The sequence below is a fragment of the Thioclava sp. PTB-PU3-1 genome (genome assembly GCF_055666785.1).
In genome coordinates this window covers 30216-47147 of record NZ_JBVNVL010000001.1, presented here as the reverse complement: position 1 = coordinate 47147, position 16932 = coordinate 30216, and the positions used below count along the sequence as shown (strand labels likewise).

Here is a 16932-nt window from a genome sequence, read left to right as displayed (position 1 = left end):
GTTCGACCCTGATCGCCGATCTTCCTCCTCCCTTGGAAGTGGCGCGCTCGGGTCGGGCGGCTTTTTCGTTTTCGACGCACATGACGATGCAACAGGGACCGTAACGATGAAAAAGCTTCTGGCAGCCATTGCCACCACCACCTGCCTTGTCAGCCCCGCGCTGGCGGAAATGCTCGATGTCGAGAAGGACGAGCTGAAATTCGGCTTCATCAAACTCACCGATATGGCGCCGCTCGCGGTGGCCTATGAGAAGGGCTATTTCGAGGATGAGGGCCTCTTCGTCACGCTCGAGCCGCAGGCGAACTGGAAGGTTCTGCTCGACCGCGTGATCGACGGCGAACTGGACGGGGCGCATATGCTGGCCGGTCAGCCGCTGGCAGCGACCATCGGCTTCGGCACCAAGGCGCATGTCATCACACCCTTCTCGATGGACCTGAACGGCAACGGCATCACCGTGTCGAACGAAGTCTGGGCAGAGATGAAGAAGAACATCCCCGTCGATGACGCGGGCAAGCCCGTGCACCCGATCTCGGCCTCGGCGCTCAAGCCGGTCGTCGAGAGCTACCGCGCCGAAGGCAAGCCCTTCAACATGGGCATGGTGTTCCCGGTCTCGACCCACAATTACGAGCTGCGCTACTGGCTGGCCGCGGGCGGTCTGGAGCCGGGCTATTACTCGCCCGACGACGTGTCGGGCCAGATCGGCGCCGATGTGCTGCTGTCCGTGACGCCCCCGCCGCAGATGCCCGCGACCCTCGAGGCCGGCACCATCTACGGCTATTGCGTGGGCGAGCCGTGGAACCAGCAGGCCGTCTTCAAGGGCATCGGCGTTCCGGTGATCACCGATTACGAGATCTGGAAGAACAACCCGGAGAAGGTCTTCGGCATCACCGCCGAATTCGCCAAGGAAAACCCGAACACCACGCTCGCACTGACCAAGGCGCTGATCCGCGCGGCGATGTGGCTCGATGAGAACGACAACGCCAACCGCCCCGAGGCGGTCGAGATTCTGGCCCGCTCGGAATATGTGGGCGCGGATGCCGAGGTGATCGCGAACTCGATGACCGGCACCTTTGAGTATGAGAAGGGCGACAAGCGCGACGTTCCGGACTTCAACGTGTTCTTCCGCTACTACGCGACCTATCCCTACTACTCGGATGCGGTCTGGTATCTCAGCCAGATGCGCCGCTGGGGCCAGATCCCCGAGAGCCAGAGCGACGACTGGTATGACGAGGTCGCAAAGTCCGTCTACAAGCCCGAGATCTACCTGCAGGCCGCCCAGATGCTGGTCGATGAAGGTATCGCGGACAAGGCGGATTTCCCTTGGGATACCGATGGGTATCGTGAGCCCACCTCCGACATCATCGACGGTGTCGAGTATAACGGCCGCACCCCCAACGCCTATATCGACAGCCTGCCGATCGGTCTGAAATCGGGCCAGAAAGTCGTCGGCAACAAGGTCGAAGGGTAACTCCCCTGACTTGCGGGCGGGGCCACCGAGGTCCCGCCCGTCCTTTCCTCTCTACATTCCCCCAAGGACGCCAAGCCATGACCGCCATCGATCCTGACGCCCTGACTGCACAGCAGGCCCGCGAGGCCCGCCGCGAACGCCTTTTCACCCGCATCAACAAGGCCGATGGCTGGTTCAAGGTGCTCGGCCTGAGCTGGGTCACCCCGGTTCTGCGCGCCGCGGCCGGTGATAATCCCAAGGCCCAGATGAAAGAGATCTGGCAGCTTCTGGGCGTGCCGGTCGTCGCGATCATCGCCTTCCTCGCCGTCTGGGCGGTGCTGGCCCCGAAGGTGCAGACCTCGCTCGGCGCCATTCCCGGGCCCGCACAGGTCTGGGAGCAGACCGAAGTCCTCTATGCCGATCACCTGCGCGAGCGCGACAAGGCCGCCGCCTTCTACGAGCGACAGGACGCGCGCAACGCGAAACTCGTGGCTGACGGCAAGGAAGACCGCGTGAAATGGCGCGACTACACCGGCAAGCCGACCTATCTCGACCAGATCTGGACCTCGATCAAGACGGTGTTCTTTGGGTTCGCGCTCGGCACCATCGTCGCGGTGCCGCTGGGCATCATGGCGGGCCTGTCGAAGACCGCCAATGCCGCGATGAACCCGCTGATCCAGATCTTCAAGCCGGTCTCGCCGCTCGCGTGGCTGCCGATCGTGACGATGATCGTCTCTGCCGTCTACGTGACCAATGACGGCATGTTCTCCAAGTCCTTCCTGATCTCGGCGATCACGGTGACGCTGTGCTCGCTCTGGCCCACGATCATCAACACGGCCCTTGGCGTGGCGTCGATCGACAAGGACCTCGTGAACGTCTCGAAAGTGCTGAAGATGGGCACCTGGACCAAGATCACCAAGCTGGTGCTGCCCTCGGCGCTGCCGCTGATCTTCACCGGTCTGCGCCTGTCGCTCGGCGTGGGCTGGATGGTGCTGATCGCAGCGGAAATGCTCGCGCAGAACCCGGGCTTGGGCAAATTCGTCTGGGACGAGTTCCAGAACGGCTCCTCGGACAGCCTCGCGCGGATCATGGTGGCGGTGTTCACCATCGGCATCATCGGCTTCATCCTCGACCGGCTGATGTTCGCGATCCAGTCGATGTTCACCTTCTCGAACAACCGGTGATCCTCATGAGCATCCTCGAATTCAAATCCGTCTCGAAAAGCTTCGGCGAAGGCACCGCGCGCAGCGACGTGCTCAACGGCATCGACCTGAGCGTGAAAGAGGGCGAGTTCCTCGTGCTCTTGGGCTTCTCCGGCACCGGCAAGACCACCCTGATCAACCTGATGGCGGGGCTTGAGATGCCCTCCAAGGGCGAGGTCCTGTTCAAGGGCGCGCCGGTCACCGGCCCCGGTCCGGAGCGCGGCGTGATCTTCCAGAACTACTCGCTGATGCCGTGGCTGACGGTGGATCAGAACGTGGCTCTCGCGGTTGAGACGATCTTCCCGGGCCTGTCGAAGAAAGAGCGTCAGGCGAAAGTCGATCACTACGTGAAGATGGTGGGCCTCAGCCACGCCGCGAGCCGCCGCCCGGCGGAGCTGTCGGGGGGCATGCGCCAGCGGGTCAACGTGGCCCGCGCGCTCGCGATGAACCCCGAGGTGCTGCTGCTCGACGAGCCGCTCTCGGCGCTCGATGCGCTCACGCGGGGCAACCTTGCTGACGAGATCGAGCATATCTGGGAGCAGGACAAGAAGACCTGCGTGCTGATCACCAATGACGTGGACGAGGCGATCGTTCTGGCCGACCGTATCATCGCGCTGAACCCCGATGGCACGCTGGGCGAGGAGTTCAAGGTCACCATCCCGCGTCCGCGCGATCGCGGTGCGATGAACCATGACGAGGGCTTCAAGCGCCTGCGCGCCGCCGTCACGAACTACCTGATGGATGTCGGCATGCAGGCCAAGGCCGAAGGCACGCGGATGCTGCCCGATGTCACCCCGCTGCACGCGCTGCCCAAGGCGGTGTCCGAGGCTGCCCGTTCGGCGCTAGAAGGGAAGTATCTGGAGTATTCGCAGCTTCACAAGATCTACCCGACCCCGAAAGGGCCGCTCACCGTCGTCGAGGATTTCAACCTCACCCTGAAGAAGGGCGAATTCGTCTCGCTGATCGGCCATTCGGGCTGCGGGAAATCGACCGTGCTGACGATGACCGCGGGGCTCAACGATGTGTCCAAAGGCGGCATCAAGCTCGACGGTTTCGAGGTGAAGGGCGCCGATCCCGAGCGCGCCGTGGTCTTCCAGGCGCCCTCGCTGTTCCCGTGGCTCTCGGCGCGCGAAAACGTCGCCGTGGGCGTGGACAAGGTCTATCCCAAGGCATCCCGCGCCGAACGTCAGGACGTGATCGACTATTACCTCGAGCGCGTGGGGCTGGGCGATGCGATGGACAAGCCCGCCTCGGACATGTCGAACGGGATGCGCCAGCGCGTGGGTATCGCGCGGGCCTTCGCGCTTTCGCCGAAATTGCTGCTGCTCGACGAGCCCTTCGGGATGCTCGACAGCCTCACCCGCTGGGAGCTGCAGGAAGTGCTGATGGAGGTGTGGAGCCGCACCAAGGTCACCGCCGTCTGCGTCACCCATGACGTGGACGAGGCGATCCTGCTGGCCGACCGCGTGGTGATGATGACCAACGGTCCGCGCGCCACGATCGGCAAGGTGATGGAAGTCGACCTGCCGCGCCCGCGCACCCGCAAGGCGCTGCTCGAACACCCGGACTACTACCTCTACCGCGAGCAGGTTCTGAACTTCCTCGAAGAATATGAACAGGGCCACACGCCCAAGAAATCGGAGGCCGCGTGATGGACGCTGCAACTGCAACCGCAACCCCCGCACGCGCCTTCATCGGCGTCAGCGAAGTCTGGGTGCCCGAAGGCGACCGTCTGGTCCATGCCGCGGGCGATTACGGCGCGCACACGGCGTTCGAGGAAGCCTCGGTCCGCACCAGTTTCGGTAAGGGCGAGGGCCTGCCGGGCAAAGCCTGGGCCGAAGGGCGCCCGGTCGTCCTGAAGGGCTTCGATGGCTCCTATTTCCAGCGCACCGAGGCCGCGAAAGAGGCGGGGCTGACATCGGCCGTGGCTCTGCCGGTTTTCGATGGCGACACGCTCAAGGCCGTTCTGGTCGTGCTGTGTGGCGATGACGAAATGACCACCGGCGCGATCGAAGTCTGGGCCGAGCGAGACGGGCTTTTGATGCTCGACGACGGATATTATGGCGCGGCCAAGCATTTCGAATGGGTCTCGAAGCACACGCATTTCCCGAAAGGGCAGGGCCTGCCGGGCGGTGTCTGGGCCGCGCAGACCCCGATGCTGATGCGCGATCTGGGGTCGGGCTATCGCTTCATCCGCTCGGAAAGCGCAGGCGCGGCCGGGCTGACCACGGGCCTCGGCCTGCCGATCCCGGTGCCGGGCGATCAGAACTATGTGGCAACGCTGCTGTCGGCACGCGGGACGCCGATCGCACGCCGTTTCGAAATTTGGGACGCCCGCGAGGCCCGTGTGGGTCGCGACGGCGGCGCGGTTCTGGTGGATGGCCTGTGCGAGCGAGAAGGCGCGCTTTGGAACGAGGACAACCCCAAGCGGGCGCAGGACTGGCAGGGCCCGATCGGCAAGGTGCTGGGCACAGGCCTGCCGCTGGTGATCGGCGGGGCGCAGATCGCGGCCGGCTACAGCTCGATGGTCGCGCTGCCCATCCATCGCGATGGCGAGATCGCGCATATCGTCGCCTGGTATCTTTGAGGAGTGACCAAGATGCAGAAACTGGTCGTTATCGGTGCTGGCATGGCCTCGGGTCGGATGCTCGAGCATCTGTTCGAAGCCGCTCCCGGCGCATGGGATGTCACGCTCTTCAACGCGGAGCCGCGGGGCAACTACAACCGCATCATGCTCTCGCCGGTGCTTTCGGGCGAGAAGAGCTACGCGGAAATCGTTACCCATGGCGAGGCTTGGTATGACGCCCACGGCGTGACCTGCCGCTTCGGCGAAAAGGTCGTGGGGATCGACCGCGACCGCAAGGTCGTCATCGGCGAGCAGGGTGAGGTCGCTTACGACAAGCTGGTCATCGCCACCGGCTCGAACCCGTTCATCATCCCGCTGCCGGGCCATGATCTGGACGGCGTGATCGCCTATCGTGATCTGGATGACACCAACCGGATGATCGAGGCGGCGCGCCCCGGCGCGCGCGCCGTGGTGATCGGCGGCGGTCTGTTGGGGCTCGAGGCCGCGGCGGGTCTGCGTCTGCGCGGCATGGACGTGACCGTGGTGCATATCATGGGCCACCTGATGGAGCGTCAGCTCGACGAGGCGGCGGGTTACCTCCTGCGCCGTGCGCTCACCGATCGCGGGATCGAAGTCTGCTGCTCGGCGAATTCCAAGGAGATTTTGGGTGAAGATGGCAAGCTGCGGGCGCTGAAGCTGGATGACGGCACCGAGCTGCCCTGCGACCTGCTGGTCATGGCCGTGGGCATTCGTCCCTCGGTCGCGCTGGCCAAGGAGGCAGGCCTCGAGACCGGGCGCGGCATTCAGGTCGACGCGCAGATGTTGACCTCCGACCCCGATATCCTGTCGCTTGGCGAATGCGTGGAGTTCGACGGGCAGATCTTCGGTCTTGTCGCGCCGCTCTACGATCAGGCGAAGGTCGCTGCGCAGACCCTGACCGGGGAGGCCAGCGAATACATCCCCCGCGAAGTTTCGACCAAGCTGAAAGTCACCGGGTGCGACCTGTTCTCGGCAGGCGATTTCGCCGAAGGGGAAGGCCGCGAAGACATCGTCTTCCGCGATCCCGCGCGCGGCGTCTACAAGCGCCTCGTGCTGGAGGGCGACCGCGTCATTGGCGCGGTGATGTATGGCGACGTGGCCGACGGCAACTGGTTCTACGGTCTGATCAAGGACGGCACCGACATCTCGGAGATGCGCGAGACGCTAATCTTCGGCCCGGCCTTCCAAGGGGGCGCCTCGGTGGACCCTATGGCGGCCGTTGCAGCCTTACCGGCTGACGCAGAAATCTGCGGCTGCAACGGCGTATGCAAAGGTCAGATCGTGGCCGCGATCGAAGCGGGCGCGACTTCGCTCGACGCGATCAAGGCCACCACCAAAGCCAGCGCGTCGTGCGGCACCTGTTCGGGGCTGGTGGAGCAAGTTCTGGCGGTCACGTTGGGCGATGATTTCGTCCTGCCCACCGCGAAACCGATCTGCGCCTGCACCGATCACCCGCATGAGGATGTGCGCCGTCTAATCAAGGCTAAAGAGTTGAAATCGCAACCGGCGGTGATGCAGGAGCTGGGCTGGAAGACGCCCAATGGCTGCCATGTCTGCCGCCCGGCGCTGAACTATTACCTGCTGGCCGATTGGCCGCTGGAATATCAAGACGATCCGCAAAGCCGCTTCGTGAACGAGCGCAACCACGCGAACATCCAAAAGGACGGCACCTATTCGGTGATGCCGCGCATGTGGGGCGGGATGACCACCCCCGAGGAACTGCTCGCGATTGCCGAAGCCGCGAAGAAATACGACGCGACGGTCAAGGTCACGGGCGGTCAGCGCATCGACCTTCTGGGCATCAAGAAAGAGGATCTGCCGCATATCTGGGCCGATCTGAATGCCGCCGGAATGGTTTCGGGGCATGCCTACACGAAGGGTCTGCGCACGGTGAAGACCTGCGTGGGCACAGATTGGTGTCGGTTCGGGACGCAGGATTCGACCGGGCTCGGGATCAAGCTGGAGAAGCGGCTCTGGGGCTCGTGGACGCCGCACAAGTTCAAGATGGCGGTGACGGGTTGCCCGCGCAATTGCGCCGAAGCTACCTGCAAGGATCTGGGCGTGGTCTGTGTGGACTCGGGCTTCGAGATCAGCGTCGGCGGCGCGGCCGGGATGGAGCTGAAAGAGACCGAGCCGCTGGCCAAGGTCGCGACCGAACAGGAGGTAATCGATATCTCGGTGGCCTTCCTGCAGCTCTATCGCGAGAGCGCGAATTACCTCGACCGGCCCTATAAATGGATCGCCAAGACCGGCGGGTTGGAGTGGATCATCGCGCAGGTCGTGGACGATCTCGAAAATCGCGCGGCGCTGATCGAGCGCTTCGATATCTCCCAATCCGTCTATCAGAAAGACCCATGGGCCGAACGCGCGACCCCTCACTACGAGCGCGCCTGGAGCCCGCTCGCCGATCTCACGAAGGAGGCTGCGGAATGAGCTGGATCGATATCGGAGCCCTCGACGACATTCCGGTGCAGGGCGCGCGCGTCATCAAGACCAAAATGGGCTGTGTCGCGGTGTTCCGCACCGCCGATGATGCCGTTTTCGCCCTCTCGGATCGCTGCCCGCACAAGGGCGGGCCGCTGTCCGAGGGGATCGTGCATGGCCACAAGGTGACCTGCCCGCTGCATAACTGGGTGTTCAGCCTCGAGACGGGTGAAGCGCAGGGTGCCGACGAGGGGCAGGTGCCGACCTATGACCTGCGCGTCGATGCGGGGCGTTTGCTGATCGACGCAAGCAAGCTCGCTGCGCAAAGCGCCGCCTGACCGGAGTGGAACGATGACGCGCGCTGCTCCGACCATTTGCACCACTTGCCCCTATTGCGGCGTCGGCTGTGGCGTTCTCGCTTCGCCCGACGGCGCGGGCGGCATGGAAATCCGGGGCGACAAGGCCCATCCCGCCAATGCGGGCAAGCTGTGCTCGAAAGGCTCGGCACTGGGGGAGACGGTCGATCTGGAGGGGCGCCTTCTGGCCCCGATCGTGAACGGACTGGAGACGGATTGGGACGCAACGCTCGATCTGGTGGCCGAGAAGTTCCGCGCGAGCATCGCCGAACACGGTCCCGATAGCGTGGCGTTCTACGTCTCGGGTCAGCTTCTGACCGAGGATTACTATGTCGCCAACAAGCTGATGAAGGGCTTCATCGGCTCGGGCAATATCGACACGAACTCGCGGCTGTGCATGGCCTCGTCGGTGGCGGGGCACAAGCGCGCCTTCGGCACCGATACCGTGCCCGGCCAATACGAGGATTTCGATCAGGCCGACGTCATCGTGCTCGTGGGGTCGAACCTCGCCTGGTGTCATCCGGTGCTTTTCCAGCGCATCGCGGCGGCGAAAAAAGCGCGGCCCGAGATGCGGGTCGTGGTCGTCGATCCGCGCCGTACCGCGACTTGCGACATCGCCGATCTGCATCTGGCCGTGGCGTCGGGGGCCGATGCGGTGCTGTTCAACGCGCTGCTGGCCGAGATCGCGGCGCAGGGCGCGGTGGATCGGGCTTACGTCGCGGCCCACGTCAACGGGTTTGACGACGCGCTCGTGGCGGCGCAGGAAAGCGATCCGTCCGCGACCGGTCTCAGCGCCGCCGATCTGGCCGAGTTCACGCGGCTCTGGATTGGCTCCGAGAAGGTCGTCACGATCTACAGCCAAGGCGTGAACCAATCCAGCTCCGGCACCGACAAGGTCAACGCGATCATCAATTGCCACCTCGCAACGGGCCGCATCGGCAAACCCGGCGCGGGGCCGTTCTCGGTCACGGGTCAGCCCAATGCGATGGGCGGGCGTGAGGTGGGGGGCTTGGCGAATATGCTCGCCTGTCACCTCGATATCGAGAACGCGGACCATCGCGACGCGGTGCAGGGTTTCTGGGCGAGCCCGACGATGGCGCCGGGTCCGGGCCTCAAAGCCGTCGACATGTTCCGCGCGGTGGGCGAGGGTCGGATCAAGGCGCTCTGGATTAGCTGCACCAACCCCGCCGTTTCGATGCCCGAGGCCGACCGTGTGCGCGCCGCGATCTCGGGCTGCGATTTCGTCGTGATCTCGGATATCACCGCCGACACCGATACCGCGCAGCTGGCCGATGTGATCCTGCCCGCGACCGGATGGGGCGAGAAGGACGGGACCGTCACCAATTCCGAGCGCTGCATCTCGCGTCAGCGTCCCATTTTGCCCGCGCCCGGTCAGGCGCGCCACGATTGGAAGATCATCTGCGACGTGGCCGCGAAAATGGGCTGGGCAGAGGAGTTCGCCTATGACGGCCCGGCGGCGATCTTCCGCGAATATGCCGCGCTGTCCGAGGTCGCAGGACGGTTTGGGCTTGATTTCGACATCTCTGATTACAAGTCGATCACGAATGCGGACTATGAGGCGCTCGCGCCGTTTGTCTGGCCCCAAGGTCCTGCCAAGAAAGGCGGCCGCTTTTTCGCCGAGGGCGGGTTCTACACGCCCGACCGCAAGGGGCGGATGCTGCCGATCACGCCGCGCGCGCCGAAAACCGTGCTGAGCCCGGAAGCGCCCTTCCGCTTCAATACGGGCCGCGTACGCGATCATTGGCACACGATGACGCGCACCGCGAAATCGCCGCGCCTGAGCCTGCATATGGCCGAGCCTTATCTGGAAATTCACCCCTCGGACGCGGCCAAACTGGGGCTGCGCGCGGCGGGGTTGGCCGAGGTGTCGAATGCCAATGGTCTCGCCGTTTTGCGCGTTCTGGAAAGCACGCGGATGCAGCCTGGCTCGGTCTTCGCGCCGATGCATTGGACGGGTCAAACCGCCTCGGATGGCCGCATCGACGCGCTGGTCGCGGCGCATGTCGATCCCGTCTCGGGCCAGCCCGAGAGCAAGGGCTGCGCGGTCCAGATCGCCCCCTATCAAGCCGCATGGTTCGGCTTTGCGGTGAGCGCGCGTGACGTCACCCCGCGCACCGGTTACTGGGCGAAGGCACGCAGCAAGAGCGGCTGGCGGATCGAGCTGGCCGGGCGCGAGGCACCTGCGGATTGGGAGGCGTTCGCGCGCGACCTCTTCGCTCTGCCCGACGCGGAAGGCGTCACGATGATCGACGCGGGCCGGGGGCTCGCGCGGATCGCGCTGATGGTCGAGGGCCGCGTCTCGGCGGTTCTTTTTGCAGCCCCCGAGCCGGTCGCGGTGTCGCGCGGCCATGTCGCGGCGTTGCTGGGCGCGACCGATCAACCGAGCCTTCTGGCCGGGCGCGCCGGTGCCGATCAGCCCGATCCGGGCGCGATCGTCTGCGCCTGTTTCGATGTCGGCGTGAACACGATCCTTGCCGCGATTGCCGATCAGGGGCTGGCCTCTGTCGAGGCGATCGGCGCGGCCCTGCAGGCGGGCACCAATTGCGGCTCCTGCCGACCGGAACTCGCGGCGCTGCTGGCGAGCGCCCAACCCCGCGAGGCCGCCGAATGAGCCTCGCGCCCTATATCCACGCGATGGGCCGCGGTCCGGGGCGCGCGCGGTCGCTGAACCGCGACGAGGCCCGCGACGCGATGGGCCAGATCCTGCGCGGCGAGGCGGCCCCCGAAGCCGTCGGCGCGCTTTTGATGTTGATGCGCTATCGCGGAGAAAGTGCCGCCGAGATCGCGGGCTTTGCCGAAGCCATTCGCGAGACGCTGCCGGATTGGACCGGCCCCGCGCCTTCGCTGGACTGGCCGAGCTATGCGGCGGGGCGTTCGCGGGGCTTGCCGTGGTTTCTGCTGTCCGCGCGGCTGGTCGCATTGGCGGGAGAACCGGTTCTGCTCCACGGCTGGAACTCGCATCAGTCGCCCGTGGCTTCCGTCCGCGACGCGCTCGCAGGCGCAGGGATTGCCGTTGCGACGGATATGGCAGACGCCGCCGCGCTGCTGGCGCGTGACAAGATAGCCTATCTGCCGCTGGAGAGTTTCGCTCCGCGCGCGCTCGATCTGCTGCGGCTGCGCGAGGTTCTGGGGCTGCGCTCGGCGATCAATACCGTGCTGCGGGTGCTCAATCCCGGCGGCGCGCGGGCCTCGGTGCAAGGCGTGTTCCATCCGCCGTATCGCGAGCTGCAATCCGATGCCTGCGCGCTTCTGGGACTGGAGGCGATGACGGTAATCAAGGGCGGGGGCGGCGAGTTCGAGCGCCATCCGGGCAAGGATATCGCGCTCTTCGGGCTGCGGGCGGGGGAGGCATGGACCGGGCAGGGCGCGGCAAGCTGCGATGCGACCCGTCGCCTTGCCGATGCAGCCCCCGATCCCGCCGATCTGGGCCGCCTCTGGTCGGGCGAGATCGACGATCCCTTCGCGACCGAAATCGTTCTCGGCACGGCGGAGCTGGCGCTCGACACCGCCGGAATCGCACAGCCCCGCGCGCGCGCCGCTGATCTCTGGATGCGCCGACACAGCGCGCGCGCCGCTTGAAAGGAAGATGATCATGAAGCTCTCCGCTGCATCCCCCTTTGCCCCGAGCGACGCCGCGCTTCGCGCCCGCAAGCCGGGGTTTCTGGCCTTCATGAGTGAGGTTTTCCACGACTGGCGGCTGGCTCTGGCAGGCGTCTCCTCTAAGGCCGCGACCCCGACCCGATCCGCGCCCGATCGCGCGAAACCGGGCGCGATCGCACTTGTCGGCGCAGGCCCCGGTGCGCGGGATCTACTGACGCTTCGGGCGGCTCAGCGCCTGAGCCAAGCCGATATCGTCTTCTACGATCGCCTCGTCGATCCGGAGGTTCTGGAGCTGGCGCGCCGGGATGCCGAGCTCGTCTATGTCGGAAAGGCCGTCGGCGCTTGCGCCTGGCCGCAGGAACGGATCGACGCGGTGATCGTGGCGGCGGCGCTGCAGGGCAAGCGGGTCGTGCGGCTGAAAAGCGGTGATCCGTGCATGTTCGGGCGGGCCACCGAAGAGCTTGCCGCCGCGCGCGCGAACGGAATCCCGGTCGAAATCGTGCCCGGGGTTACCGCGGCTTCCGCCGCCGGGGCCGCCCTTGGCCGGTCGCTGACGGAACGCGGCGCCACCGACCGCGTGGTCTTCGCTACCGGCATGTGTCGCGCGGGCGACGACACGCCCGATTGGGGGGCATCCACACGCCCGGGCACGACGCTCGCGCTTTATATGGGCGTGCGGCAGGCGCCCGTGATCGAGGCGAACCTTATCGCGGCGGGTGTCCCGGCTGTCTCCGAGGTCGAGATCGTCTCGGACATTTCGACCGACCGTCAGAGGATCGCGACCTGCCAGCTTGGCGCGCTCGCCGCGACGATCCGGGCGGAAGCGATCGGCAACCCGGCGATCATCCTGATCCGTCACGACAAGGGAGCCGCGCGCCTTGGCGGCACGGCGGACCTACAGTCTCGGGACGTAGGAAAAGCCGGAAAAGCGACGCTGCTCGCCGATTTCTGACGCCGAAGCTGTCACAACCCAAAGCGCAAACGGAAGGTCGGAGCCGCCGAGTTTCACCGGCGAGCCCCTGCTTTTCGGCCCTTCGCGAATGGGGTTATTCGAGGCAAATCGGGGCCTCAATGCCCCATCATCATCTCACCCTTCGCCATCGCCAGATGGTGCGGCTGATGGTGCGCGCCGACCGTCAGGATGCCGATGAAGCCGAGCGCGCGGATCTTCTGCGCATCTGCCCCGGTCACGGTCAGCGCGCTGCCGCCGGGAATTTCCTCGGCGCTCATCTTCCAGCCCTCGACGCCGTTCATCGTCGCGACATGGGCGGGCACCATCGCGCGGATCGAGGCGGTGACCTCGGGGTCGTCGGAAGTCGCCTCGAAGCGTGCGCCACCTTCGATGTCACTCTCTTTGACCTTGGCGCGCAGGGTGACGTTGTTCATGTCGATCAGATGCTGGCGCAGACCCTCGATATTGACGCGGTTCCAATCCGTGTCGGGATCGGCGAGCAGATAGGCGACGATCTCCTGAATGGCCGCGAAGGCGGACTGGCCCGGCTCGGTTATCGCGCCCGTGTCCCCGGATTGCATGCCGGGCATCTGCGCGCTCGAGGTCATGGGCATCTGCCCGTCGGCATGGGCGTCGTCGGACATCATGTGGTTGTCATGTGCGGGCATGTCCTCGTCGTCGCCCATATGCTCATGGTCGCCCATGTCCTCGTCGTCCATCATCATGTGATCGCCCGACATCATGTCATGCGCGTTCCCATCCGCGCTGCCATCTCCGTGCGCGTAGCTGACGGTGGGCAACGCCACGAGGGCGAGAATGCTGAGAAAACGAGTCATAGGTCCTCCGGAGTTTTGCGTTACCCTGCCATCTTTCATCTGGGATGTCACAGCTTCAGCCTCCGCAGGCGCAAGGCGTTACCGATCACCGAGACCGAGGAGAAGCTCATCGCGAGCGCCGCGATCACCGGCGAGAGCAGCACGCCGAAGACGGGGTAGAGCACACCCGCCGCGATCGGCACGCCTGCGGTGTTATAGGCGAAGGCGAAGAACAGGTTCTGGCGGATGTTGCGCATCACGCCCTCGGCCAGACGGCGCGCGCGCACGATGCCGGTCAGGTCGCCCTTGACCAGCGTGAGCCCTGCGCTCTCCACCGCGACATCCGCGCCGGTGCCCATGGCGATGCCGACACCGGCAGCGGCGAGCGCAGGTGCGTCGTTCACCCCATCGCCCGCCATCGCGATGGAGGCACCGTCCTTGCGCAGTTTCTCGACCAGCGCCGCCTTGTCCTCGGGCGAGACCCCGGCATGGATCTCGTCGATGCCCAGCTCGCGCGCGACGGCCCTTGCGGTGCCCTCGCTGTCGCCCGTGGCCATGACGATCCGCAGGCCTTCCTCGTGGAGCGCGCGAATGGCGTCCGCCGTGGTCTCCTTGATCCGGTCGGCCACCGCGATCACCCCGATCACCTTGCCGTCGCGGGCGAGATACATCGCAGTCTTGCCATCCGATTGCAGACGCTCGACCGTCTCGGACTGAGCGGAGAGATCCGCGCCGATCTGCTCCATCAGCGCCGCGTTGCCGAGTGCGACCTGCGCACCGTCGACACGACCCGTGACGCCCTTGCCGGTCACCGCCTCGAAGTCTTCGGCGTCCAGTTTGGGCGCATCCTCGGCCCCCTGCACGATAGCCTCGGCCAGCGGGTGCTCCGAGCCGCGTTCCAATGCGGCGGCGAGGGATTTGACCTCTTCCTCCGAGACCCCGTCCGCGATCACATCGGTCAGCGCGGGCTTGCCCTCGGTCAGGGTGCCGGTCTTGTCGACGATCAGCGTGTCGACCTTGGCGAAGCGTTCCAGCGCCTCGGCGTCGCGGATCAGCACGCCTGCGCTGGCACCGCGCCCGGTGCCGACCATCACCGACATCGGCGTGGCGAGACCCAGCGCGCAGGGGCAGGCGATGATCAGGACGGAGACGGCGGCCACGGTCGCATAGCCCAGTGCGGGCGAGGGGCCGAAGGCGAGCCATGCGATGAAGGCGAGGATCGAACAGGCCACCACGGCGGGCACGAAGTAAAGCGCGACGCGATCGGCCAGCCCTTGGATCGGCGCGCGCGAGCGTTGCGCCTTGCCGACCATCTCGACGATGCGCGAAAGCGTGGTTTCCGAACCCACGGCCTGCGCTTCCATCACGAAGCTGCCCTGCTTGTTCAGCGTGCCGCCGGTGACCGCGTCGCCCTGGGTTTTCTCGACCGGGACCGGCTCGCCGGTGATCATGCTCTCGTCGATGGCAGAGGAACCTTCCGAGACCACACCATCCACCGGCACGGTCTCGCCCGGGCGCACGCGGAGCTTGTCGCCCGTCTGCACTTGATCGAGCGGCACGTCTTCCTCGCCGTTTTCCCCCACGCGGCGCGCGGTTTTCGGCGCGAGGTCCATCAGCGCGCGGATCGCGTCGCCGGTTTTCTCGCGCGCGGACAGCTCCATGATCTGCCCGATCAGCACCAGCACGAGGATCACCGCTGAGGCTTCGAAATAGACCGGCGGCAGGCCGTGTTCATTGAGCATTTCGGCGGGAAAGATACCCGGCACCAGAAGCCCCGCGAGCGAGAACAGATAGGCCGCGAGGGTGCCGAGGGCGATCAGCGTCCACATGTTGGGCGAGACATTCACCACCGATTTCCAGCCGCGCACGAAGAAGGGCCGCGCGAACCACAGAACCGGGGTCGCCAGCGCGAATTGCAGCCAGAGGAAGGCTTTCGGCCCGATCCACTCCGCGAAGGGCAGCCCGATATGCGCGCCCATCTCCAGCACGAAGACCGCAGCCGCCAGCGGCCCCATGATCCAGAGCCTGCGCCGGAAATCGACGAGCTCGGGGTTCGGGCCGCTATCGGCACTGGGGCTCATCGGCTCCAGCGCCATGCCGCATTTCGGGCAGTCGCCGGGCTTGTCCTCGACGATCTCGGGATGCATCGGGCAGGTATATTGCGTGCCTTCGGGCATCGCCTTGGCGGCGGGGCGAACGCCCAGATAATCCTCAGGCCGGGCTTCGAACTTGTGCTGGCAGCCTTCGGAACAGAAATAGAACCGCTCGCCGTCGAGCTTGGCCATATATTTCGCCGTCGCGCGCTCGACCGACATCCCGCAGACCGGGTCGGTCGCCTTGATGTAGTCATTGGGCTTGGCCACGAACTTGTCGTGACAGCCTTGCGAGCAGAAGTGGTAGCGATGCCCGTCATGCTCGGCACTGGGCTTGTCGGCATTCGGGTCCACGGTCATTCCGCATACCGGATCGCGGGTGATCGCGTCCGTCGTTTCCTGCGTGTCGTGGGTCTCGTGGTGGGCGTGCTGCGATGTCATCCGTTCATCCTTTCGGCAACTTCGCCCGATCAGATAGGGCTTCCAGCTGCTGGAGGGTCAAGAGTATAACCGATCTTTTTTCTAAACCCGGTCCCGCGTCCCTATGTTCCAGCAGCCCTCACGTGAGTGTGACTTTTGCTTCCAGTGACTGGAAGGTTTATATACCAAGCGCAGGAGGCCTATGCAGATGAATATCGGAACCGCCGCGACGCAGACCGGGCTGCCGGTCAAGACGATCCGCTATTACGAGGAGATCGGCCTCGTCACGCCGGACAGGCGCGCGAATGGCTATCGCGATTTCTCGGAGGCTTGCGTGGAGCAGCTGCGGCTTCTGGCGCAGGCGCGGCATTTGGGGTTCTCGCTCGAGGAATGCCGTCGCCTGCTCAGCTTGAGCGCCGATGAGGGGCGGGCGAGCCGCGATGTGCGCGCGCTCGCGCAGCAAAACCTCGAAGCGGTGCGCGAAAAGATAGCCTCTCTCACCACATTGGAGGCGCAACTCCAACGTCTGATCGCGCAATGTCATGGCGACGATGCCCCCGATTGCGCGATCCTCGACGACCTGATGGGGCAGCGCGGGAATTGACAGCCGCGCCAGAGCCCACCAGATAGAGGGCAGGGAGAACCGGGAGAGCCATGCGCAAAGCGCTGCATATCGTCATCGTCGGGCTGGTCTGTTTGATCGGTCTTTCGCAGTTGGGCGCGCCCGCTGCCGCGATGACCCATGCGCGTGCGATGGATGCGATGGACGCAATCGCCGTCAGCGACTGTTCGGCCTGTCCCGACAGCCATCACGATGCGGGCTCGACGCAGGACCAATCCTGCCCCCATGCGCAGATGATGGTCTCGGCCACGCTGGACTTCGCGCCGGAATTCTCTCTGAGCCGGGCGGACCTGTCCGTGACACTCCTGCCTGCGGAGACGCCCGCGCCATTGGCTCATGAGCCGCAGCTCGACCTTCCGCCACCACGTATCTGAT

Annotated in this window: 13 protein-coding genes; 11 read left to right on the top strand and 2 right to left on the bottom strand. The window is 65.5% G+C overall.

Annotation, left to right across the window (positions count from 1 at the left end):
• Positions 1-106 precede the first annotated feature (106 nt).
• The 9 genes from ACZ7GB_RS00225 (at position 107) to cobA (ending at position 12607) form a co-directional block, all read left to right on the top strand.
• On the top strand, positions 107-1468 hold the full coding sequence (locus tag ACZ7GB_RS00225) for a CmpA/NrtA family ABC transporter substrate-binding protein (RefSeq protein ID WP_472157093.1): 1362 nt from the start codon (positions 107-109) through the stop codon (positions 1466-1468).
• 77 nt (positions 1469-1545) lie between these two features.
• The gene (locus tag ACZ7GB_RS00220) at positions 1546-2631 is read left to right on the top strand and encodes an ABC transporter permease (RefSeq protein ID WP_472157091.1); all 1086 of its coding nucleotides are present in this window, start codon (positions 1546-1548) and stop codon (positions 2629-2631) included.
• Positions 2632-2636: 5 nt separating this feature from the next.
• On the top strand, positions 2637-4301 hold the full coding sequence (locus ACZ7GB_RS00215) for an ABC transporter ATP-binding protein (protein WP_472157089.1): 1665 nt from the start codon (positions 2637-2639) through the stop codon (positions 4299-4301).
• Complete coding sequence (locus ACZ7GB_RS00210) at positions 4301-5236, top strand: GAF domain-containing protein (protein WP_472157087.1); 936 nt, start codon at positions 4301-4303, stop codon at positions 5234-5236. Before ACZ7GB_RS00215 ends, ACZ7GB_RS00210 begins: the two co-directional genes overlap by 1 nt.
• A gap of 12 nt (positions 5237-5248) precedes the next feature.
• Positions 5249-7687: a nitrite reductase large subunit NirB gene (nirB, locus tag ACZ7GB_RS00205; protein ID WP_472157085.1), complete on the top strand. Its 2439-nt coding sequence runs from the start codon at positions 5249-5251 to the stop codon at positions 7685-7687.
• Complete coding sequence (gene nirD / locus ACZ7GB_RS00200) at positions 7684-8016, top strand: nitrite reductase small subunit NirD (RefSeq protein WP_078547080.1); 333 nt, start codon at positions 7684-7686, stop codon at positions 8014-8016. The genes nirB and nirD overlap by 4 nt, the downstream gene beginning before the upstream one ends.
• Positions 8017-8029: 13 nt before the next feature.
• Positions 8030-10666, top strand: a complete 2637-nt coding sequence (locus tag ACZ7GB_RS00195) for a molybdopterin-dependent oxidoreductase (RefSeq protein ID WP_472157083.1) — start codon at positions 8030-8032, stop codon at positions 10664-10666.
• Positions 10663-11634: a glycosyl transferase family protein gene (locus ACZ7GB_RS00190; protein ID WP_472157081.1), complete on the top strand. Its 972-nt coding sequence runs from the start codon at positions 10663-10665 to the stop codon at positions 11632-11634. Before ACZ7GB_RS00195 ends, ACZ7GB_RS00190 begins: the two co-directional genes overlap by 4 nt.
• A 13-nt stretch (positions 11635-11647) precedes the next feature.
• Positions 11648-12607, top strand: a complete 960-nt coding sequence (cobA, locus tag ACZ7GB_RS00185) for a uroporphyrinogen-III C-methyltransferase (RefSeq protein ID WP_472157079.1) — start codon at positions 11648-11650, stop codon at positions 12605-12607.
• Between the two features lie 116 nt (positions 12608-12723).
• Here cobA and ACZ7GB_RS00180 read toward each other — a convergent pair whose 3' ends face one another.
• Together ACZ7GB_RS00180 and ACZ7GB_RS00175 are read right to left on the bottom strand one after the other, a co-directional pair.
• On the bottom strand, positions 12724-13443 hold the full coding sequence (locus ACZ7GB_RS00180) for a hypothetical protein (RefSeq protein ID WP_472157077.1): 720 nt from the start codon (positions 13441-13443) through the stop codon (positions 12724-12726).
• Between the two features lie 47 nt (positions 13444-13490).
• Positions 13491-15956 carry a heavy metal translocating P-type ATPase gene (locus ACZ7GB_RS00175; protein WP_472157075.1) on the bottom strand — a complete coding sequence of 822 codons (2466 nt, stop codon included), beginning with the start codon at positions 15954-15956 and terminating at the stop codon, positions 13491-13493.
• A gap of 187 nt (positions 15957-16143) precedes the next feature.
• Here ACZ7GB_RS00175 and ACZ7GB_RS00170 point away from each other — a divergent pair, with 187 nt between their 5' ends.
• Both ACZ7GB_RS00170 and ACZ7GB_RS00165 read left to right on the top strand, forming a co-directional pair.
• A complete protein-coding gene (locus tag ACZ7GB_RS00170; RefSeq protein WP_472157073.1) occupies positions 16144-16539 on the top strand; it encodes a MerR family transcriptional regulator in 396 nt (131 codons plus the stop codon).
• Between the two features lie 50 nt (positions 16540-16589).
• A complete protein-coding gene (locus tag ACZ7GB_RS00165) occupies positions 16590-16931 on the top strand; it encodes a hypothetical protein (RefSeq protein ID WP_472157071.1) in 342 nt (113 codons plus the stop codon).
• The last annotated feature ends 1 nt before the right edge of the window (position 16932 follow it).